This is a genomic window from Streptomyces sp. NPDC085900, from assembly GCF_044540925.1.
GTDB classification, from domain to species: Bacteria; Actinomycetota; Actinomycetes; order Streptomycetales; family Streptomycetaceae; genus Streptomyces; species Streptomyces gilvifuscus.
Genome location: NZ_JBITSP010000002.1, coordinates 752,246 through 772,487, shown reverse-complemented (window position 1 = coordinate 772,487; position 20,242 = coordinate 752,246). Strand labels below are relative to the sequence as shown.

The following is a 20,242-nucleotide window of genomic DNA, read 5'->3' as shown; positions in this document are numbered from 1 at the left end:
GGTCTTTCCTCAGGTCGTCTGCTCCCTCTTGATCAGTTCGTCGGCGACCCGGGCCGCCCACGCCTCGATCTCGGGGAAGTCGCGGAAGTCGCCGCCCTTCCCGTTACGGATGATCATGCGGGCGATGCGTCCCTTGGCGCCCTCCTGCAGGCAGCCGCCGAAGGTGACGTGGCCACGGGCGTCGAGCTTGTCCAGGGCGCGCCGCACCCAGGGCACGGGCGGGATGTCCTTCTCGGAGGCCGAGGCGTCGAGCGGGCCGCTGCTGAACAGCCACACCGGCACCTCGGCCAGGGTCCGCCGGTGCCGGCGCACGAAGCGGCGGGCGTCGCGGTGCCAGCGCCCGGCGTACAGGGCACCGCCGATCACGAAGGCGTCGTACGGCGTCACGTCGGTGACGGTGGCCGCGGACGCCGTGTCCGCGGTGAGGCCCTCCTTGCGCAGGACGTCCGCCACCGCCTCGGCGATCCCCGCGGTCGATCCGTTCGTCGTTCCATAGGCGACCAGCACGTTCTCGGGCATGGGGTCCGCCTCCTCTCACGTCACAGCTTGCGCATCCAGTCGTCGGCGACGCCGTGCATGGCGCTCTCCTCGGCGGGCCGGATGTGCGAGTCGTCCAGCCGGAAGGTGAGCTTGTCGACGACGGCGACCACACCGTCGATCTGACGGGTCATGGAGACGGCGATCTCCGTCTCGCTCTTGCGTTCCATGTGTCCGGCGAGCGTGACCACGCCCTCGACCACGGAGACGTCGACGCTGCGCTCGGCGAGCCACAGGGCGCGGACGACGACCTCGTCGACGACCTCCTTGCGGATCTCGGAGTCGGGCCGCAGGAAGACCTGGAGCAGGTCGCGGCGGGTGACGATGCCGACGAGCCGCTGCTCCTCGTCCAGGACGGGCAGCCGTTCCACATGGTGCAGGGCCATGGTGCGGGCGGCCTCGACGATGGTGTCGTCCGCGTGCACGGTGATGGCCGGTTCGGTCATCAGCTGGCCGGCGGTGCGGGCGCGGGCCTTGGTCTTGCGGGTGCGGCTCTCCCGGGTCAGGGCGGCGAGCGGGTGGTGCCGGGGCTGCTCGTAGGGTTCCGGCGTGTCGGCCTGCCGGATCATGAGGTCGGTCTCGGAGATGACGCCGATGACCTTCTCGTCCTCGTCCACCACCGGCAATCCGCTGATGCGGTTCTCACCGAGCAGCCGGACCACTTCCTTGAAGGGGGTTCCGTACTCGGCGCGGACGACGTCCGTGGTCATGACGGAGCCGACCTTGTTGTGCTTCATGGCTTCTCCTCCTCAGCGGAGCCGGCGCAGATAGGGGTCCTGCTGCCTGCTGGGCAGCAGGCGCACCCGCGCATCGAGCACGCTGACGCCGCCCGGTGACGCGAGTACGGGGTTGAAGTCGGCCTCGGCCAGCTGCGACAGGTCGCTCGCCATCCGGGACAGCCGCAGCAGCAGCTGTTCGAGGGCTTCGAGGTCGGCGGGCCGCTCGCCGTTCGCCCCGAACAGCAGCGGGGCGCAGCGGGGAGCGGTGATCAGGTCGTGCACGTCGTGGTCGGTGAGCGGGGCCAGACGTGCCGCGTGGTCGGCGAGGATCTCGGTGGCGGTGCCGCCGAGCCCGAACAGGACGAGCGGTCCGAAGACCTGGTCCTGGACGACACCGGCGAACAGTTCGGTGCCGCGCGCGGCCAGGGGCTGTACGACCACGCCCGTCAGCCGGCCGGCGAACCGGGTCTCCAGGTCGCGGAACGCGGCCCGTACCTGCGAGTCGCCCCGCAGGTCGAGGTGGACGGCGTGCTCGACGCTCTTGTGCAGCAGGCCCGGCCAGTGTCCCTTCATGACCACCCGGCCGTCGGCGCCGCGCAGCCGGTCGGCGGCGAGGACGGCGTCGTCCTCGGTCTCCGCCCAGGCCCAGGGCGACAGCGGGATGCCGTAGCAGCCGAGGAGTTCGGCGCAGGCACGGGGATCGAGCCAGCCGCCGTCGGGGTGGTCGTCGAGGTAGGCCTCGACGACCGCGTGGGCGCGGGCGGTGTCGACGTCCGCCAGGGCGGGGACGGTGCCGGCGGGGCGGGCCAGCCAGGCCGCGCGGCGTGCCGCGTGGGCCAGCGCCCGTGCGGCGGCCTGGGGTTCGGCGTAGGCGGGGACGGCGCCGCCGTCCGAGGTGGCCAGCAGCTCGACGGGCAGGGCCTGTTCGAGCCGTACCGCGGCGATCGGCTTGGCCCGTCGGCCGGGTGCGCGGGTGAGGGCCCGGACGAGGTCGTCGCCGGTCGCCGCGGCGACCGCCGTGGGGACGAGGGCGACGAGGACGGCGTCGACTCCGCCGTTGCGCATGATCCGCTCCACGCACTCCATGAGCTGTTCCTCGCCGACGGCCGCGGTGGCGTCGACGGGGTTGCCCACGGAGGCGCCCTCGGGCAGGACGGCGAGCAGGTCGTCGACGAGCTGCGGGGTCGGCGCGGGCAGGATCAGCCCGGCCTCGGCACAGGCGTCGGCGGCGAGCACACCGGCGCCGCCCGCGTTGGTGACGATGGCGACGCGGGGTCCGGCGGGCAGCGGCTGGGCGTGCATGAGGGCGGCGGCCTCCAGGAGTTCGCCGACCGAGCGGGTGGCGGTGATGCCGGCCTGGGTGAACAGCGCGCCGCGGGTCATGGTGCGGGTGGCGGCGGCCGCGGTGTGCGAGGCGGCCGCGCGGCGGCCCGCGTCGGTGCGTCCGGCGTCGACCGTCAGCACCGGCATCCGGCGGGTCACCCGCCGGGCGGTGCGGGAGAAGGCACGCGGGTTGCCGAAGGACTCCAGGTGGAGCAGGGCGAGGTCGGTGCGGCCGTCGCTCTCCCACCACTGGAGCATGTCGTTGCCGCTGACGTCGAACTTGTCGCCGAGCGAGACGAAGGAGGAGACGCCGATGCCGAGCCGGGACATGCCGTCGAGGAGGGCGATGCCCACTCCCCCGGACTGCACGGCGACGCCCGCGGTGCCGGGGCGCGGGTGGCCGGCGGCGAAGGTGGCGTCCAGGAGCAGCTCGGGGTCGGTGTTGGAGACGCCGAGGCAGTTGGGGCCGACGAGCCGCATGCCGTAGGTGCGGCAGGAGGTCAGCAGCGCGGCCGCCTGGTCGGCGTCGAGGCCCGCGGTGACGACGAGGAGGGCCCGTACGCCCGCCTTGCCGCACTCCTCGGCGGTCTCCGCCACCGCGGCCGCCGGTACGGCGAGGACCGCGAGGTCGGGTGTCCTGGGCAGGGCCGCGACGGAGGGGTGGGAAGGGACGCCGAGGATGGAGGTGGCGGCGGGGTTGACGGCGAACAGGCGCCGGGTGAAGCCGCCGGAGTGCAGATGGTGCAGGATCGCGCGGCCCACCGAGCCCGGCTTGCGGCCGGCGCCGACGACGGCCACCGCGTCCGGGCGCAGCAGGGGTTGGAGGCTGGCGACGTCGGCGGCCCTGCCCCGCTCCTCGACGGCCGTCAGGTAGCTCTCGCTCTCGGCGAGCTCGATGGTGCAGCGCACCTCGGGGCCGTCGAAGTGGCGGGCGGTGTGCAGTCCGAGGTCGGCGAAGAGCCGCAGGATCTCGTGGTTCTCGCACAGGGCGTCGGCCTTGAAGGCCGTGATGCCCTCGGCGCGGGCGGCAGAGACCAGGTGCTCCGTCAGCAGGGTGCCGACGCCCCGGTGGTGCAGGGTGTCGGCGACCGCGATGGAGATCTCCGCCTCCTGGCCGGTGCCGGAGGTGTCGTACTCGGCGAGGCCGATGATGCGGCCCTGGGTCTCGGCGACAAGGGCCCGGTAACCGGGGTGGGGCGCCGCGCAGGCCCGGTCGGCGGCCATCTCGGCGGAGCGCCGGCTGATCGCGAAGAACCGCAGCCTCAGGTTCTCCGGGGACATCTCCTCGTAGAAACCCCGCAGCTGCTCGTGGTCGCCGGGCCGCACCTCGCGGATGCGCACGGTGGTGCCGTCCGCGAGCAGGGCGTGGACCTGGGGCCTGCTGAGAGCGTCGTGCGACATCGCGGATCCCTTCCACGTCTGTTGACACTTCGAGGGTCCAGCGGAACGGGCCGCGCTCCCATGGGCTGTCCGGGGGCGGATCGAGGGCCGGTCGGCCCCCGATCCGGGCCCTGTCAGGCGTTCCAGCCCCAGTCGGCGACCTCGGGCAGATCGGTGCCGTGCTCACGGATCCACGCCTGGTGGCGGCTGCGGGCGTCGGCCATCTGCTGGCGTACGGAGGCGGCGCGCACGGCGAGGCCGGGGACGCGGTCGATGACGTCCATGACGAGCCGGTAGCGGTCGAGGTCGTTGCGGACGACCATGTCGAACGGCGTGGTCGTGGTGCCGGACTCCTTGTAGCCGCGCACGTGCAGGTTCTTGTGCCCGGTGCGGCGGTAGGCGAGCCGGTGGATCAGCCAGGGGTAGCCGTGGTAGGCGAAGATCACCGGCTTGTCCTTGGTGAAAAGGCCGTCGTACTCGAAGTCGCTCATGCCGTGCGGGTGCTCCTCGCGGGGCATCAGACGGGCCATGTCGACGACGTTGACCACGCGTACGGCGAGGTCGGGCAGGTTGCGGCGGAGCAGCTGGGCGGCGGCCAGGACCTCCTGGGTGGGCACGTCACCGGCGCAGGCCAGGACGACGTCCGGCTCGCCGCCGTTCTCGGTGCCGGCCCAGTCCCAGATGCCGGCGCCGCGGGCGCAGTGGGCGCGGGCGGCGTCCATGGAGAGCCAGTCGAAGCAGGGCTGCTTGCCGGCCACGATCACGTTGACGTAGTCCTTGCTGCGCAGCGCGTGGTCGGCCACCGACAGCAGGGTGTTGGCGTCCGGCGGCAGATAGACGCGGACGACCTCGGGGCTCTTGTTGAGGACGTGGTCGACGAAGCCGGGGTCCTGGTGGGAGAAGCCGTTGTGGTCCTGGCGCCACACGTGCGAGGTGAGCAGGTAGTTGAGGGAGGCGATGGGCGCCCGCCAGGGCAGCTCCCTCGATGTCTTCAGCCACTTGATGTGCTGGTTGACCATGGAGTCGACGATGTGCACGAACGCCTCGTAGGAGGAGAACAGTCCGTGCCGGCCGGTCAGCAGATAGCCCTCCAGCCAGCCCTGGCAGGTGTGTTCGGAGAGGATCTCCAGCACCCGGCCGTGCCGGTCGAGGTGTTCGTCGACCGGGAGCACGATCCCCTGCCAGGCCTTGCCGCTGGCGTCGAAGACCGCCTGCAGCCGGTTGGAGGCCGTCTCGTCGGGGCCGACGAGACGGAAGTCCCGACGGTGCGAGGTGTCCTTCATGATCTCCTGGAGGAGGTCGCCGAGGATCCGGGTCGGCTCGTGCAGGGTGGTGCCGGGCTTGTCGACCGGTACGGCGAAGCGGTCCAGGGAGGGGACGGGCAGCTCGCGCAGGAGGAGGCCGCCGTTGGCGTGCGGGGTGGCGCCCAGCCGGCGATCGCCTTCGGGGACGCAGGCGAGGACGTCGGCGACGGGCCGGCCGTCGGCGTCGAAGAGGCGCTCGGGGTGGTAGGAGCGCAGCCAGGTCTCCAACTGCCGCAGGTGCTCGGGGTTTTCCCGGACGCCGGCCAGCGGGACCTGGTGTGCGCGCCAGGTGCCCTCCACGGGCAGGCCGTCGACCTCGGCGGGGCCGGTCCAGCCCTTGGGGGTGCGCAGCACGATGACGGGCCAGCGCGGGCGTTCGGTGACGCCGTCCTCGCGGGCCGAGTTCTGCAGCAGGGCGATGCGGTCCAGTGCCTCGTCGAGGGCGTGGGCCATGGCGCGGTGGACGGTGAGCGGGTCGTCGCCGGTGACGTGGATGGGGGCGTGGCCGTAGCCGCGCAGCAGTTCGTCGAGTTCGTGCTCCGGCAGCCGGGCCAGCACGGTCGGGTTGGCGATCTTGTAGCCGTTGAGGTGCAGGATCGGCAGGACGGCGCCGTCGCGCACAGGGTCGAGGAACTTGTTGGAGTGCCAGGAGGCGGCCAGCGGGCCGGTCTCCGCCTCGCCGTCGCCGATCACGCAGGCGACCACCAGGTCCGGGTTGTCGAAGGCGGCGCCGTAGGCGTGCGAGAGGGAGTACCCGAGCTCACCGCCCTCGTGGATGGAGCCCGGCGTCTCCGGCGCGACATGGCTGGGCACCCCGCCGGGGAAGGAGAACTGCCGGAACAGCCGCTCCATGCCCTCCCCGTCCCGGGAGACGTCCGGGTAGGTCTCGCTGTAGGTGCCCTCCAGCCAGGAGTTGGCCAGGACGGAGGGGCCGCCGTGGCCGGGGCCCCAGATGGCCAGGGCGTCCGTGCCGCGCGCCTTGATGACGCGGTTGAGGTGGGTGTAGACGAGGTTCAGCCCGGGCGAGGTGCCCCAGTGGCCGAGCAGCCGCGGCTTGATGTGCTCGGGCCGCAGGGGCTCGCGCAGCAGGGGGTTGTCCATCAGGTAGATCTGTCCGGCGGCCAGGTAGTTGGCGGCCCGCCAGTGGGCGTCCAGGGTGCGCACCTCGTCGTCGGTCAGTACGGTGGCGTCCTGGTGTTCGACCTTGGGCATGAGTGGCTCCACAAGTCATCGAGGGGAAGAGGCGGCATGGCCGGCAAGAAGGCGGCAAAGCTGCCGCGCAAGGCGTACGAGAAGGAACTGCTGCGCCAGCAGACGGAGTTGGTGAAGCTGCAGGAGTGGGTGCGGGCGCAGGGCGCCCGTCTGGTCGTCGTCTTCGAGGGCCGGGACGCGGCGGGCAAGGGCGGGACGATCAAGCGCGTCGCCGAGCACCTCAATCCCCGTGTGGCGCAGATCGCGGCGCTGCCCAAGCCGACGGAGCGCGAGCGCACCCAGTGGTACTTCCAGCGCTATGTCGAGCATCTGCCGGCCGCCGGTGAGATCGTGCTGTTCGACCGGTCCTGGTACAACCGGGCCGGTGTCGAGCACGTGATGGGCTTCTGCACCAAGGAGGAGTACCAGCTCTTCCTGCGCCAATGCCCCATCTTCGAGCGGATGCTGGTCGAGGACGGGATCCTGCTGCGCAAGTACTGGTTCTCGGTCAGCGACCGGGAGCAGCAGGAACGCTTCCGGCGCCGGCTGGAGGACCCGCTGCGACGCTGGAAGCTGTCGCCCATGGACCTGGAGTCGATCACCCGTTGGGAGGCCTACTCCCGGGCCAAGGACGAGATGCTGGTGCACACCGACATCAGCGAGGCCCCGTGGTACGTGGTCGAGAGCGACGACAAGCGGCGCGCCCGGCTGAACATGATCGCCCATCTGCTGGGCTCCCTGCCGTACCACGAGGTGCCGCCGCCGGTGCTGAAGCTGCCCGCCCGCCCTGCGTCGACCGGTTACGTGCGCCCGCCGCGCGACCTGCAGACCTACGTCCCGGATCACGCGGCGGGCCTGTAAGGCGCTCACGCCGGCTGCGGTACGACGGCGACCGGGCAGGCGGAGTGGTGCAGTGCCGCGTGCGCGACGCGGCCGAGCTGGAGCCCGAGGTGTCCCTCCCGGCGCCGGGCGCCGACGACGAGCAGGTCGGCGTGGTGGGAGAGGTCCAGCAGCACACGGCGGGCGTTGCCCTCGACGGTACGGCGGCGCACCTCGACGTCCTCCGGGGCGTCCCGCAGTGCCTTCTCCAGGGTCTCGACGGCCCGTTCCTCGTGCAGCCGGGCGGGTTCGCCGGCCATCAGGGGGTGGTCGGTCGTCTCGTGCGCCGGGCACCGCCAGGCCCGTACGGCCTCCACGGGCACCCCGCGGCGCCGGGCCTCGTCGTAGGCGAAGCGCACGGCGGCCGAGTCCTTGCTCTCCTCACCGACGCCCACCAGGACGCGCCCGTGGGTCGCGGGCTGGGCGCGGTTGTCGTGGCTGCCGCGCAGCACGATCACCGGGCAGTCGGCGTGGGCGGCGACGGTGAGGCTGACGGAGCCGAGGAGCATCTCGGCGATGCCGCTGCGGCCGCGGGTGCCGAGCACCAGCGCGGAGGCGTTGCGCCCCTCCCGGACCAGGGCGTACTCCGGCTCCTCGGGCAGTACCTCGCCGGTGACCTGGAGCTCGGGGTGGCGGCGCAGCGCCCGTTCGACGGCGTTGCCGACGACGTCCTCGGCCATGACCTCTTCGGACGGCTTGCGGAGGTCCTCGGCGAGCGCGTGGCCCTCGTAGCGTTCCCACAGCGAGGCGTACACCACCCGGAGCGGCACTCCGCGCAGCGCTGCCTCGTCGGCCGCCCAGTCCACGGCGCGCAGGCTGGGTTCGGAGCCGTCGGCCCCCACGACCAGGGGCAGTTCCATGGTGCTCACCTTCCCGTGCCGAGATCGAACACGATGCGGGCCTTGACCTGGCCGCGCAGGACTTCGTCGATCGATTCGTTCACGCTCTGCAGGGGCCGGGTCTCGTAGATGACCTTGGTGCGGCCGTCCGCGTGCAGCTGGAAGACCTCGGCGAGGTCCTGCCGGGTGCCGACGATGGAGCCGATCACCGATGTGCCGTTGAGGACGGTGTCGAAGATCGGGACCTGGATTGTGCCGTGGGCCGGCAAGGCCACCATGACGAGCTTTCCGCCGCGCCGCAAGCCCGCGTTGACGGCCTCGAAGGCGGCCGGGTTCACCGCGAGGGCGATCGCGGCGTGGGCGCCGCCGTGCCGCTTGAGGACCGCGCCGACGTCCTCCTTGCGGGCGTCGATGACGATGTCCGCGCCGAGTTCGGCGGCCAGTTCGAGCTTGTCGTCGGTGACGTCGATCGCGGCGACGGTGGCGCCGGCGATCTTCGCGTACTGCACGGCCAGATGTCCGAGCCCGCCGACGCCGGAGACGGCGACCAGCTGGGCGGGCCGCACGCCGGCGACCTTGAGCGCCTTGTAGGTGGTGACGCCGGCGCAGGTCAGCGGGGCGGCCTCCAGGGCGCTGACCCCCTCCGGCACGGGCTGTGCGTAGTCGGCCCAGGCGAGCATCTTCTCGGCGTACCCGCCGTCGCAGCCGTAGCCGGTGTTGATCTGCTGCTCGCACAGCGTCTCCCAGCCGGACAGGCAGTGCTCGCACCGCCCGCACGCCCGGCCGAGCCACGGCACGGCGACCCGTTGGCCGACGCTCAGGTGGGTGACACCGTCGCCGAGCTTCTCGACGAGGCCGACGCCCTCGTGGCCGGGCACGAACGGCGGGTTCGGCTTGACGGGCCAGTCTCCGTGGGCGGCGTGGATGTCGGTGTGGCACAGCCCGGAGGCCTCCAGCCGGATGCGGACCTGGCCGGGGCCGGGCTCGGGGTCGGGGCGTTCCTCGATGACCAGGGGTTCACCGAACGCTCGGACGACCGCTGCCTTCATGGTTGTTGCTCCTCGGGGTGTCGGGGGGGTGTCAGTCGTGGGCGACGACGGCGACGGGGGCTTTGGCGTGGTGCAGGACGGCGTGGGCGACGGGGCCGATGTGCGGGCCCAGCGGGCTGCGGCGGGTGCGACGGCCGACGACGACCAGGGAGGCGTCGGCGGAGTCGTCGATCAGGAAGGTGGCGGCGCTGCCGGCCCGGGACTCCTCGACGACCTCGACGTCCGGGTACTTCAGCCGCCACGGGCGCAGGGCCGCGGCCAGCGCCGTGGCCTGCTGGCGGGCGACCTCCCGGTCGAAGTCCGGGTCCACGGACAGGCCGTAGGTGTAGTAGGGCGGCAGGTTCCAGGCGGCCACGACCCGCAGGGTGGTGGAACGGCGGGCGGCCGCGTCGAAGGCGAACTCGATGACGGACTCGTCGGCGTGGGCCGGGTCGAGGCCGAGCAGCACGGGCAGGTAGGGGGTCGCGGCGGACGGGATGCCCACCGGGTCCGCCTCGTGCTCGTCGGCGGCCTGCTCCCCGGCACGGACCAGCACGACCGGCCGGGCGGCGTGTGCGACGACGGCGAGGCCGACGGAGCCGACCAGGAAGCCGCCGATGCCGCTCAGTCCGCGGGAGCCGAGCACGAGCAGTTCGGCCTCCTCGGCCGCCTTCGCGAGGATCTCGGCGGGCTGGCCGGTGGAGTGCTCGATGGTCACCTCGAGGCCGGGGTGGCGCAGCCGGAGGCCTTCGGCGGCCTCCCGCGGGACGCGCTCGGTCCAGTGCTGCTGGGTCTCGGCACCGAGCAGGGGGGCCTGGGCCATCGGAGCGGGCACAGGCTCCCAGATGTGCGCGATCTTCAGGGGAAGACCGCGCAGCTTCGCCTCGCGCGCCGCCCACTCGGCCGCGGCGCGGCTTTCGGGTGAGCCGTCGAGACCTGCGACAACGGTGCGGACCATGATGCTGCCTCCTGATCGGGTATCTGTGTCCAGCGTCGGCCGGAAGGCGGCCCGGCTGCAGGGGCCGCTTTTCCCCCACCGGGACCGACCGGCCCAACGGCCATGCGGAACGGCGGGTCCCGTGCGTCCGGGATCCGCCGTCCCTCCCGCGCTCGGCGGGTCGGCTGTACGGGTGACGACCGCGCGCCGTCGGCCCGCCGGTGAACGACGGTCCGGGCGGCGCTCACCGGCCGACGGTCCGGGTCGGCCGGGGCACGGCGGCTGCCGCTCCCCGGCCTACGGAACCGGGCCCGGGTCGCGCCGGTCGGCGGGACCGGACGTCCGCGGCCGTGCGGCCACGGGCCGGTGCCCGGACGTCGTCCACATCTCCGACGCTGCTGCCGGTCGCCCCGCCGCGCACGGTGCCGATGGTCGGGGCGCGCAGGGCCGAACGGCTTTCCGCGCAGGTCCTGTCGGGCCTCGCGGGGCCGGGGCCCTTCCCAGCGGCCGGGCGAGTGGCCGATTCTCGGTGGATGCTGAGGGAGTGTGACGACACAGGGCCCACGTCGCGGGGCCGGAGCGGGCCCGTACGCGCGTGGCGCCGCCTGACGCCCGGCCTCGTGGCACTGTCCCGATACCGCCGTTCCTGGCTGCGCGGCGACCTGCTGGCCGGCCTGACGGTGGCCGCGTATCTCGTGCCGCAGGTGATGGCGTACGCGGGCGTGGCCGGTCTGCCGCCGGTCGCCGGGCTGTGGGCCATCCTGCCCGCGCTCGCCCTGTACGCGCTGCTGGGCTCCTCCCGGCTGCTGTCGGTGGGCCCGGAGTCGACGACGGCGCTGATGACGGCGACCGTGGTGGGTCCGCTCGCGGGCGGCTCCCCGGGCCGCTACGCCGAGCTGGCGGCCTGTCTCGCCCTCACGGTGGGCCTGCTGTGCGTGGCGGCCCGTGTCCTGCGTCTGGGGTTCGTCGCCGATCTGCTCTCCCGCCCGGTGCTGATCGGCTACCTGGCGGGTGTGGCCCTGATCATGATCATGGACCAGCTGCCCCGGCTGACCGGCGTGCCCACGACCGGATCGGTGTTCTTCGCCCAACTGTGGTCGTTCGTACGGCACCTGGGGCAGGCGCACACGGCCACCGTCCTGTTCTCGGCACTGACGATCGCGTTCCTGTTCACGGTGCCCCGGCTGTCCCGCGCGGTGCCCGGGCCGCTGCTGGCCGTCGCGCTGGGCACCTCGGCGGTGGCCGTGTTCGACCTCGACGACCGGCTCGGCATCAAGGTCATCGGCGCGGTGCCGTCGGGGCTGCCCTCGTTCGCGCTGCCCGATCCGACCGAGCTGCCGCGTCTGGTGCTGCCGGCGCTCGGCGTGCTGATCGTCGCCTACACCGACTTCGTGCTCACCGCCCGCGCCTTCCCCGGCCCCGACGAGGACGCGCCGCCGCTCGACGCCGACCAGGAGTTCCTGGCGCTGGGCTCGACCAACATCGGCGCGAGCCTGCTGCACGGCTTCCCGGTCAGCAGCAGCGCCAGCCGGACCGCGCTCGCCTCCTCGGCGGGCGCCCGCAGCCAGGCGTACTCCCTGGTGGCGGGCGCGCTGGTGCTGTGCGTGCTGCTGTTCCTGAGCCCCCTGCTCAGCCGTACCCCCTCGGCGGTGCTGGGCGCCCTCGTCGTCTACGCGGCCGTCCGCATGATCGATCTGGCGGGCTTCACCAGGCTCGCCTCCTTCCGCCGCCGCGAACTGCTCCTGGCGCTCGGCTGCCTGGCCGGGGTGCTGACCCTGGACATCCTCTACGGGGTGCTGGTCGCCGTCGGCCTGTCCGTGGCCGAGCTGCTCAGCCGGGTCGCGCGCCCGCACGACGCCGTCGAGGGGCTGGTGCCCGGGGTGGCCGGCATGCACGACGTGGACGACTACCCGCAGGCCCGCACGATCCCGGGCCTGCTCGTCTACCGCTACGACTCCCCGCTGTTCTTCGCGAACGCGCAGGACTTCCACCGCCGCGCGCTGGCCGTCGTCGACGAACGGATCGGGCCGGTGCGCTGGTTCGTGCTCAACACCGAGGCGAACGTGGAGGTGGACATCACCGCGCTGGACGCCGTAGACGCGCTGCGGCGCGAGCTGACGGGACGGGGGATCGTCTTCGCGCTGGCCCGGGTCAAGCAGGACCTCCTGGACGACCTGGAGGCGTACGGGCTGGCGGAGGCGGTGGGCCGGGACCTGATCTTCCCCACCCTGCCGACCGCCGTGGCCGCGTACCGCGAGTGGAGCGCACAGCACTGAACCGCCAGGTGGCCCGCAGCCGGGGCCGGGTGGCCCATGGCCGCTGCCGTGGGCCGCCGACACCCTGGAGGTGGCAGTTCCGTACGCCTGAGTGGAGGCACGCCATGAACGCTCCCGCAACGTCGAGCATGCCGCGGGCCCTGTCTCCCGAGTACCGGGAGCGGCTGATGCGGATGGCTCGCGAGGTGTCGTTTTCCGAGGGTGCCCGGATCTTCGAGGAGGGTGGCCACGCCGACCGGTTCTGGATCATCCGTACCGGCACCGTCGATCTCGACATGCGCGTGCCGGGCCGTCAGGCGGCCGTGATCGACTCCCTCGGCCACAACGAACTGCTCGGCTGGTCCTGGCTCTACCCGCCGCACACCTGGCATCTGGGCGCCGAGGCGGTCACCCCGCTGCGGACCTACGAGTTCGACGCCGCGGACGTGCGGGCCGAGTGCCGGCGGGACCCGGAGTTCGGCCGGACCGTCGCCGAGTGGGTGGGCCGGATCGTGGCGCACCGGCTGCAGGCGGCCCGCACCCGGCTGCTGGACCTGTACGGCCCGTACGGCAGCGGAGGCATGCGATGACCACGCGCCAGGACCACGAGGACCGCACCGGCCGCGGAATCGACGGGCACGGCTCGCCGCGCCTCGTCGGGGACGTGATGACCGGTGCCGTCGCCGTGGTGGACGTCGGGGCGGCCTTCAAGGACATCGTGCGGACCATGCAGGAGCGCCGGGTGAGCGCTCTTCCCGTCGTGGACGGCACGGGAGCGGTCGTCGGGATCGTCTCCGAGGCCGATCTGCTGCCCAAGGAGGAGTTCCGCGACAGCGACCCCGACCGCTACACGCAGTTGCGGCGGCTGTCCGATCTGCTCAAGGCCGGTTCGGTCACGGCCGGCGAGCTGATGACCTCCCCCGCACTCACCGTGGCCCCGGACGCCACACTCGCGCAGGCCGCGCGGGAGATGGCGCGGGCCCGGGTCAAGCGGCTGCCCGTCGTCGACGCGTCCGGGCGGCTGGTCGGCATCGTCAGCCGGGCCGATCTGCTGAAGGTCTTCCTGCGCGACGACGAGGAGATCGCCGCGGAGGTGCGCCGGGACGTGGTGACCTACCTCTTCCCCGCCTCCGCCTCGACCGTGCGCGTGGAGGTCCGCGACGGTGTGGTGACGCTCGGCGGCCACGTCGCCGACACGTCGCTGGTGCCGGTGGCCGCACGCCTGGTACGGGCGGTCGAGGGGGTCGTGGACGTGCGGTTCGCGCTCGACGGGCCGGACGACGCCGGCTGATCAGCCGGTGGTGTGCCCCCAGCGGCCGTCGATCCGCTCCCATTCGGGGCCCCAGGCCTCCGTGGCGCGCCGTTCCACCCGCAGCCGGACCAGCTGCCCGCACGCGAGGGCCAGCAGGCCCGCGGTCAGGGCGGCGCCGGTGCCTGCCAGTACCGCGCGGGTCGTCGCCTCCGCGGGTCCCACGGGCTTGGACAGCAGATGGCCGTGGCCGTCCGTCCAGGCCTGCAACCTGCTGCCGGCCCTGGTCGTCGGGGCGACCTCCATCGTGCCGGTCCGGCCGGTTCCGGACCCGTCGCGCCAGCGTACGGTCGCCAGGGCCCGGTCGTAGCGCACGCCGCTGACCGCGTCGGGGGCGCCGCCGGGGAGGATGCGGACCAGCACCGCGGTGACGGGTTTGTGGTCCGCACGGTCCCGCTCGGCCGCACGTGCGGACAGCTGCGCGCCGAGGATCCCGGCGAGCGCCGCCACGACCGCCGCGAACGTCCAGGCGGCGAGGACGATCCAGGCCTCCAGCACGTCACTGCGCCGCCGCAGCGGGTTGTCACGCCAGCGCCACCCCAGGACCTTGCAGCCTCTCACCTTCCGCATCGGTCACACCCCCTCAGGGCGCAATGGGACGGACACATCTAAAAGGTCTCACCTATCGATCTCGGACGGGAGAGGATTGCGGCTGCGCCCCGGGGGGAGCTTTGATGGTGGACCATGGTCCGGTTGGGCCGGTCGGCCCTAGTGCGTCCGGTCCCGGCGCGTCATGATCGTCAGCAGGGCGGCCCGCAGTCCGTCTCACACCCGGGGAACGAGAGGTCGACATGACCGAGCCACGCACCTTCACGGCGCAGGATCCCATCCGCGTCTTCCTGCTCGACGATCACGAGGTCGTCCGCCGAGGCCTCGCGGACCTGCTGGACGCCGAGCCGGACATCAGCGTGGTCGGGGACGCGGAGAACGTCGAGCACGCCCTGGTGCGCGCTCCCGCGGTCCGACCCCATGTGGCCGTCCTGGACGTGCGTCTCCCCGACGGCGACGGCATCTCCGTCTGTCGTGAGCTGCGCAGTCGTATGCCGGAGCTGGCGGTGCTGATGCTGACCTCGTTCGACGACGAGGACGCCCTGCTGGACGCGATCATGGCGGGGGCGTCGGGATACGTGCTCAAGCAGATCAAGGGCTCCGACCTGGTCTCGGCGGTCCGTACGGTCGCCTCGGGCCAGTCGATGCTCGACCCGGCGACGACGGCGCGGCTGATGCGTTCGCTGCGCACCGAGCCGGCCGAGGCCCCCGAGGTCTCCCCCGAGCTGGCGAGCCTGTCCCCGCGCGAGCGGGAGATCCTCACCCTCATCGGGGACGGCCTGACCAACCGGGAGATCGGCAAGCAGCTGTACCTGTCGGAGAAGACCGTCAAGAACCACATCTCGCGACTGCTGGCCAAGCTGGGCGTGCAGCGCCGGGTGCAGGCGGCCGTACTCGCCTCGCACCTGGAGCAGCCCGACCAGGGCGCCCCGCACACCCGCTGAACCGGGCGGGGCCGTACGGCGGGATTCGAGGCCTTACGGCCCCTGCCCCGAGGTCCGCGCCGAGACCACCCTGGACAGGGTCAACGACCCGTTCCACCGCCCTTCGTCACCGGGCGGGGAGGAGGCCCCCATGTCCACCGCGCTGCTCGACGTGGCGACCCTGGAGAAGCTGATCTCGGCCGCCGTGGCCGCCCCCTCCATCCACAACACCCAGCCCTGGCGGTTCCGGCTCGCCCCGGACACGCTCACCCTGGAGATCCGTGCCGCGCAGGACCGCGGGCTGCGCCACATCGACCCCTCCGGGCGGGCCCTGCACGTGTCGGTCGGCTGCGCGCTGTTCAACCTGCGGCTGGCGGTGACGCACTTCGGCTGGGCCCCGGTGACCCGGCTGCTGCCCCGGCCCGGTGAACCCGAACTGCTCGCCTCCGTCCGGCTCGGCGGCACGGCACGTTCCTCGCCGTCGCCCGAGCTCTACGAAGCCCTGTGGCACCGGCGCAGCAGCCGCTTCCCGTTCTCCGACCGGCCGCTGCCCACCGCCCTGCACCACGAGCTGGCGGAGGCCGCGCACGCGGAGGGCGCCCTGCTGAGCAGCCCGGAGACCGCCGAGACCGACCGGCTGCTGCGGGTGACGCTGGAGGCGGAGCGCCGCAACAGGGGCGACGCCGACCGGGCCGCGGAGAGCCGCCGGTGGATCCGCGAGCCGGACGAGTCCGCGCTCGGCATCCCGCCGGCCGCCGTCGGTCCCCAGGACTACCGCGACCAGGTCCCGATGCGGGACTTCGGGGCCCACCTCCACCCGTCGACACTGGCCGCCCGTGCCTTCGAGAAGCGGCCGACGCTCGCCGTGCTGTCGACCCCGCACGACCGGCGGGCGGACTGGCTGCGGGCCGGCCAGGCTCTGCAGCACGTGCTGCTGGTGGCCACCCGGCACGGTGTGCGCGCCTCGCTGCTGCACCAGGCCCTGGAGTGGCCCGACCTGCGCGACCAGCTGGTGCGCGACCCGGAGGACGGGCGCGTGCACGCCCAGATGGTGCTCCGCCTCGGCTACGGTCCGCAGGGGCCGGCCTCGCCCCGCCGGACGGTGGAGCAGACCCTGGACCAGGACACGCCCGCCATGCCCGGCCCGGCAGCTGCCGTGTCCGGGTGAGGGGCCCGTGCGCATCGGGTCGGGAAGTGGGTCCGGGTGACGCGAGAGACGGAGGACCGCGTGGAGTGGGCGCACTTTGCGCAGCAGATGGCGGCCATGGCGCGGGACCTGCTGGCCCAGGACTCCGTCGGTACCACGCTGCAGCGGATCACGGCCTCCGCCGTCGAGCTGGTGGAGGGGTGTGACGCCGCCGGCATCCTCGTCCTGCAGGGCAGCAAGGTGCGGACGTTGGCACCCACCGACGATCTCGTGGTGGAGAGCGACCGGCTGCAGGAGCGGCTGGGCGAGGGGCCGTGCTTCGACACCGCCCGCAGCACGGTGCGGGAGCGGGTCCTGCGCATCGCCGATCTCACCGGGCAGCACCCCCGCTGGCCCGCCTTCGCCCCGCGGGCTTCCCGGCTGGGCGTGGGCAGCATGATGGGCTTCCTGCTCTTCACCGAGGACGAGGACTTCGGCGCGCTGAACCTGTACTCCCGCAAGCCCGGCATGTTCACCGAGGCCAGCGAGCTGGCGGGGTGGCTGCTGGCCTCGCACGCGGCGGTCGCGTTCTCCAGCGCCCGCACGCACGCCCAGCTGGAGCAGGCCATGGCCACCCGCCATGTGATCGGCGAGGCCATGGGCATCCTCATGGGCACCCATCACCTCAGCGAGGACGAGGCCTTCGACGTGCTGCGCCGCTACTCGCAGGAGCGCAACGTCAAGCTGCGGGAGGTCGCCCGGATGATCTGCGAAAAGGGCGACATCGTCTGAATCCGGGCGGCGGCTTCCCTGGCTCGGTGTCAGAACCAGAGAAGCCTGGCCGGGCCGGCCCCCCGGGGGAGCGCCGCCGCACCCGACTTGACCACCAAGTCCCCTGTGACGCCGCCTCCACACGTCTCGCGGGCGGTTCGCCGATCAGGCGACGGCGAACATGTCGACCAGGCCGCGCGGGGTGTCGTCACCGAAGAGGAGTCCGTGCAGGTGGGCGCCTTCGGTGGCGGCTTCGGCGCTGCGCGGGAACAGAGCCTGCTCGTACGCGGTGAGTGCGGTCTCGACGTCGTCGGGGTGGGCGGCGAGGGCCTTGCCGAGTTCGGCGCCGTCGTACATGGCCAGGTTGGCTCCCTCGCCGTTCGGGGGCGAGAGGTGGGCGGCGTCGCCGAGGAGGGTCACTCCCGGCACCCGGTCCCAGCTGTGCTCGGCCGGCAGCGCGTGGAGGGGGCGCAGGACCGGCGGGGCGTCGGTGTCGGTGATCAGCGCGGTGAGCTCCAGTGCCCAGCCCTCGAACTCCGCCGCGACGCGTGCGGTGGCCGCTGCGGCGTCGGTGACGTCGACGGCGGCGAACCAGTCCTGTGGCCTGGCGAGCGCCACATAGGCGTGGAGGGTTCCGCCGCTCTCACGGTGGGCCTGGATGCCCTTCCCGGGCGCGAGCGCGAAGAGTGATCCGCCGCCGACCGCCTTCGCGGCGGCGGGGTGCCGGGTGTCGGCGTCGAGGAGGTAGGTCTCGACGAACGACATGCCGGTGTACCGGGGCGTGGCGGTGGAGAGCAGGGGCCGGACGCGTGACCACGCGCCGTCCGCGCCGACCAGCAGGCTCGTGACGACGGTGGCGCCGTCGGCGAAGGCCACCTCGTGGCGTCCCCGGCCGAGGGCGCGGACGCCGGCGGCCCTGTGGCCCCAGCGGACGGTGCCGGCCGGGAGCGAGTCGAGCAGCATCCGCCGCAGCTCGCCGCGCTGCACCTCGGGGCGCCCGCCCGTGCCGTCGTCGGGCTGCTCGAACAGGACGGCGCCGTCCCGGTCGAGGACCCGCAACGCCTGACGGCCCTCCAGGACCAGGCCTCGGAACTCCTCGAACAGGCCCGCCGCGCGCAGAGCCGGCTGCCCGTTGTGGTCGTGGATGTCGAGCATTCCGCCCTGGGAGCGGGACGACGGGGAGGGCTCCGCCTCGTAGACCGTGGCCGGGATGCCGTGGATGTGCAGGACGCGGGCCAGGACGAGGCCGCCGAGCCCGGCGCCGATGATCGTGACGGGAGTGGTCATGGGTGTTCCTTCCTGAGGCCGCGCGTCGCCCCGGGCGACACCCGAAACGCGCGCTGGAACGACGTTCCAGCAGCCTCAGGGTGGAACGCCGTTCCACTCATTGTCAAGGTGGAACGGCGTTCCAGGCGGCTAGACTGACGCCATGGCAACCAGGACGCGCCGTCCGGAACGACGGCAGGAACCGCTCTCCCGTGAGCGCATCGTCGGCGCCGCAGTGGAACTGCTCGACGCGGTGGGCGAGGGCGGCCTGACCTTCCGCGCGCTGGCCGAACGCCTGGCCACCGGTCCCGGTGCGATCTACTGGCACGTCGTGGGGAAGGCGGAACTCCTGGCCGCCGCCACCGACGCCGCGGTCGCCGACGCCCTCGCCGACGACGACACCACCGACGCCACGCCGCAGGACGTGATCCGGACCCTCGCACTCGGTCTGTTCGACGCGATCGACGCCCATCCGTGGGTCGGCACGCAACTGACCCGCGCGCCCGGGCAGCCCCCGATGGTGTCGGTCTTCGAACGCCTCGGACGGCAGGTCGAGGCGCTCCGGGTGCCCGATGCGGCCCGGTTCACGGCAGTGTCGGCGCTGCTCAACTACATCCTCGGCGTGGCCGGCCAGAACGCCGCCAACGCCCGGTCCCAGCCGCCCGGCACGGACCGCGCCGACTTCCTGGACACCGTCGCGAGGGCATGGTCGGAACTGGACCCCGAGCGCTACCCCTTCACCCGAGGCATCGCCGGCCGGCTGCGCGAACACGACGACCGCGCCGAGTTCCTTGGCGGCATCGACCTGATCCTCACGGGAATCACGGCGAGCCTGCCGCCGGGCACGGGTTGAGACCCACCCCGAAAGGCGTCGGTCTCAGTGGTCTCAGTGCTTCGTGGCTCCGGGTGGGACCACCGCGACGGTGCAGGGGGCGTGGTGCAGGAGGGCTCGGCCCAGTGAGCCCGTCAGGGTGTCCGTGAGGCCGGTGTGGGTGGGGACACCCACCACGGCGAGCTGCGCGCCCGCGCTCGCTCCGACGACGACGGGGCGGTTGCGGCCCCGGATCCGCCGATGGCGCACGACGACGTCGGGGTACGTGCGCCGCAGCTCGGCCACCAGCGCGGCGCCGTCGCGGCCGTGACCGCGCGTGTGCAGGACGACCAGTTCCGCGGTCCGTCGGGCGGCCTCGGCGAAGGCGAACTCGGCCGCGGCGCGGCCCGCGGGCGAGGCGCCGTCGGACGCCAGGACGACGGGGCCGCTGCGGCCGGTCCTGCCGCGTACCACCAGCACCGGGCAGCGTCCCTGCGCGGTGAGCCGGCCGGCGACCGAGCCGAACGGCAGCCCGCCGAACCGGCCTTGGCGGCGACCACCGACGACGGTCAGCGAGGCGGCGCGCGACTGCGACTCCAGCACCGTCCCGGGCTCGCCGACGAGCACCTCACTCGTGATCGGCAGCCGAGGCGAGACCCGCCGTGCGTGCCGCTCGGCCTCGGCGAGCGCTCCCCCGGCCGACGCGCGCAGGCCGGCGCCGTCCGGGTCCCAGGGCGGCACACCGGGCGCCACGGGATCGGAGGGCCACGCGACGGCGTGCGCCAACCGCAGTCCCACACCCCGCCGTTCGGCCTCCCAGGCGGCGGTCTCCACCGCGGCCAGGCTCGACGACGCGCCCACCCCCACCACAACCGGTCCGTTCATGACGCCTGTCTCCTCTCCGGGCGACCCCGACCGGTCGTCCCGGCCCCGCGGTCACGTCCGTTCGTGCCGCATCCAGCGTCCGCCGGCGGCCCGCTCCCGGCACTGGGCCGTACGGCTCCGAACGGCGCACCGACCGACCCGTTCGGCGCCCGTGACGGAGCCACTCGGCCCAAGTCCCGTGCGGGCCGCCCCGGGAGACTCGGACAGCGA

At 73.3% G+C, this 20,242-nt stretch carries 18 protein-coding genes; 8 read left to right on the top strand and 10 right to left on the bottom strand.

The annotated features are described in order from the left end of the window. Nucleotides 1–9: 9 nt before the first annotated feature. The 4 genes from ACIGDI_RS08275 to ACIGDI_RS08260 all read right to left on the bottom strand — a co-directional run bounded on the left by ACIGDI_RS08275 (nucleotide 10) and on the right by ACIGDI_RS08260 (nucleotide 6,475). Complete coding sequence (locus tag ACIGDI_RS08275) at nucleotides 10–519, bottom strand: flavodoxin domain-containing protein (protein ID WP_399892335.1); 510 nt, start codon at nucleotides 517–519, stop codon at nucleotides 10–12. A gap of 20 nt (nucleotides 520–539) precedes the next feature. Then, a complete protein-coding gene (locus ACIGDI_RS08270; RefSeq protein ID WP_399892332.1) occupies nucleotides 540–1,274 on the bottom strand; it encodes a CBS domain-containing protein in 735 nt (244 codons plus the stop codon). Between the two features lie 12 nt (nucleotides 1,275–1,286). Continuing rightward, nucleotides 1,287–3,980 carry a GNAT family N-acetyltransferase gene (locus tag ACIGDI_RS08265; protein WP_399892329.1) on the bottom strand — a complete coding sequence of 898 codons (2,694 nt, stop codon included), beginning with the start codon at nucleotides 3,978–3,980 and terminating at the stop codon, nucleotides 1,287–1,289. Nucleotides 3,981–4,093: 113 nt separating this feature from the next. Next, nucleotides 4,094–6,475: a phosphoketolase gene (locus tag ACIGDI_RS08260; protein ID WP_399892326.1), complete on the bottom strand. Its 2,382-nt coding sequence runs from the start codon at nucleotides 6,473–6,475 to the stop codon at nucleotides 4,094–4,096. Nucleotides 6,476–6,511: 36 nt separating this feature from the next. On the opposite strand from ACIGDI_RS08260, the gene ppk2 reads away from it, so the two are divergent. Continuing rightward, nucleotides 6,512–7,315: a polyphosphate kinase 2 gene (gene ppk2, locus ACIGDI_RS08255; RefSeq protein WP_399892323.1), complete on the top strand. Its 804-nt coding sequence runs from the start codon at nucleotides 6,512–6,514 to the stop codon at nucleotides 7,313–7,315. 5 nt (nucleotides 7,316–7,320) lie between these two features. Here the strand turns inward: ppk2 and ACIGDI_RS08250 are convergent, their stop codons facing one another. Genes ACIGDI_RS08250 through ACIGDI_RS08240 form a run of 3 tightly spaced genes read right to left on the bottom strand, consistent with a single transcriptional unit; the run spans nucleotide 7,321 to nucleotide 10,158 of the window. Then, a complete protein-coding gene (locus tag ACIGDI_RS08250) occupies nucleotides 7,321–8,193 on the bottom strand; it encodes a universal stress protein (protein ID WP_399892320.1) in 873 nt (290 codons plus the stop codon). Between the two features lie 5 nt (nucleotides 8,194–8,198). Then, the gene (adhP, locus tag ACIGDI_RS08245) at nucleotides 8,199–9,221 is read right to left on the bottom strand and encodes an alcohol dehydrogenase AdhP (RefSeq protein ID WP_200699983.1); all 1,023 of its coding nucleotides are present in this window, start codon (nucleotides 9,219–9,221) and stop codon (nucleotides 8,199–8,201) included. Nucleotides 9,222–9,252: 31 nt separating this feature from the next. Beyond that, complete coding sequence (locus ACIGDI_RS08240; RefSeq protein WP_399892316.1) at nucleotides 9,253–10,158, bottom strand: universal stress protein; 906 nt, start codon at nucleotides 10,156–10,158, stop codon at nucleotides 9,253–9,255. 512 nt (nucleotides 10,159–10,670) lie between these two features. Here ACIGDI_RS08240 and ACIGDI_RS08235 point away from each other — a divergent pair. The 3 genes from ACIGDI_RS08235 (at nucleotide 10,671) to ACIGDI_RS08225 (ending at nucleotide 13,683) form a co-directional block, all read left to right on the top strand. Continuing rightward, nucleotides 10,671–12,413: a SulP family inorganic anion transporter gene (locus tag ACIGDI_RS08235; protein ID WP_399892313.1), complete on the top strand. Its 1,743-nt coding sequence runs from the start codon at nucleotides 10,671–10,673 to the stop codon at nucleotides 12,411–12,413. Nucleotides 12,414–12,517: 104 nt separating this feature from the next. Then, a complete protein-coding gene (locus tag ACIGDI_RS08230; protein ID WP_399892310.1) occupies nucleotides 12,518–12,982 on the top strand; it encodes a cyclic nucleotide-binding domain-containing protein in 465 nt (154 codons plus the stop codon). Continuing rightward, complete coding sequence (locus tag ACIGDI_RS08225; RefSeq protein ID WP_399892307.1) at nucleotides 12,979–13,683, top strand: CBS domain-containing protein; 705 nt, start codon at nucleotides 12,979–12,981, stop codon at nucleotides 13,681–13,683. The genes ACIGDI_RS08230 and ACIGDI_RS08225 overlap by 4 nt, the downstream gene beginning before the upstream one ends. On the opposite strand, the gene ACIGDI_RS08220 is transcribed toward ACIGDI_RS08225, so the two are convergent. Continuing rightward, nucleotides 13,684–14,271, bottom strand: a complete 588-nt coding sequence (locus ACIGDI_RS08220; RefSeq protein WP_399892304.1) for a hypothetical protein — start codon at nucleotides 14,269–14,271, stop codon at nucleotides 13,684–13,686. 221 nt (nucleotides 14,272–14,492) lie between these two features. On the opposite strand from ACIGDI_RS08220, the gene ACIGDI_RS08215 reads away from it, so the two are divergent. The 3 genes from ACIGDI_RS08215 (at nucleotide 14,493) to ACIGDI_RS08205 (ending at nucleotide 17,091) form a co-directional block, all read left to right on the top strand. After that, nucleotides 14,493–15,194 (top strand): response regulator, encoded by a 702-nt coding sequence (locus ACIGDI_RS08215; RefSeq protein WP_399892300.1) that lies wholly within the window; start codon nucleotides 14,493–14,495, stop codon nucleotides 15,192–15,194. 130 nt (nucleotides 15,195–15,324) lie between these two features. Continuing rightward, nucleotides 15,325–16,341: an Acg family FMN-binding oxidoreductase gene (locus tag ACIGDI_RS08210; protein ID WP_399892297.1), complete on the top strand. Its 1,017-nt coding sequence runs from the start codon at nucleotides 15,325–15,327 to the stop codon at nucleotides 16,339–16,341. A gap of 87 nt (nucleotides 16,342–16,428) precedes the next feature. Continuing rightward, nucleotides 16,429–17,091: a GAF and ANTAR domain-containing protein gene (locus tag ACIGDI_RS08205; protein WP_399892995.1), complete on the top strand. Its 663-nt coding sequence runs from the start codon at nucleotides 16,429–16,431 to the stop codon at nucleotides 17,089–17,091. Nucleotides 17,092–17,235: 144 nt separating this feature from the next. Here the strand turns inward: ACIGDI_RS08205 and ACIGDI_RS08200 are convergent, their stop codons facing one another. Continuing rightward, nucleotides 17,236–18,357, bottom strand: coding sequence for an FAD-dependent oxidoreductase (locus tag ACIGDI_RS08200; protein WP_399892294.1), 1,122 nt, complete (start codon nucleotides 18,355–18,357; stop codon nucleotides 17,236–17,238). A gap of 142 nt (nucleotides 18,358–18,499) precedes the next feature. Between ACIGDI_RS08200 and ACIGDI_RS08195 the strand changes: the two genes are divergently transcribed. Further along, nucleotides 18,500–19,189 carry a TetR family transcriptional regulator gene (locus tag ACIGDI_RS08195; RefSeq protein WP_399892291.1) on the top strand — a complete coding sequence of 230 codons (690 nt, stop codon included), beginning with the start codon at nucleotides 18,500–18,502 and terminating at the stop codon, nucleotides 19,187–19,189. A 33-nt stretch (nucleotides 19,190–19,222) separates the two neighbouring features. Here the strand turns inward: ACIGDI_RS08195 and ACIGDI_RS08190 are convergent, their stop codons facing one another. Further along, nucleotides 19,223–20,032 (bottom strand): universal stress protein, encoded by an 810-nt coding sequence (locus ACIGDI_RS08190; RefSeq protein ID WP_399892288.1) that lies wholly within the window; start codon nucleotides 20,030–20,032, stop codon nucleotides 19,223–19,225. Nucleotides 20,033–20,242 lie beyond the last annotated feature (210 nt).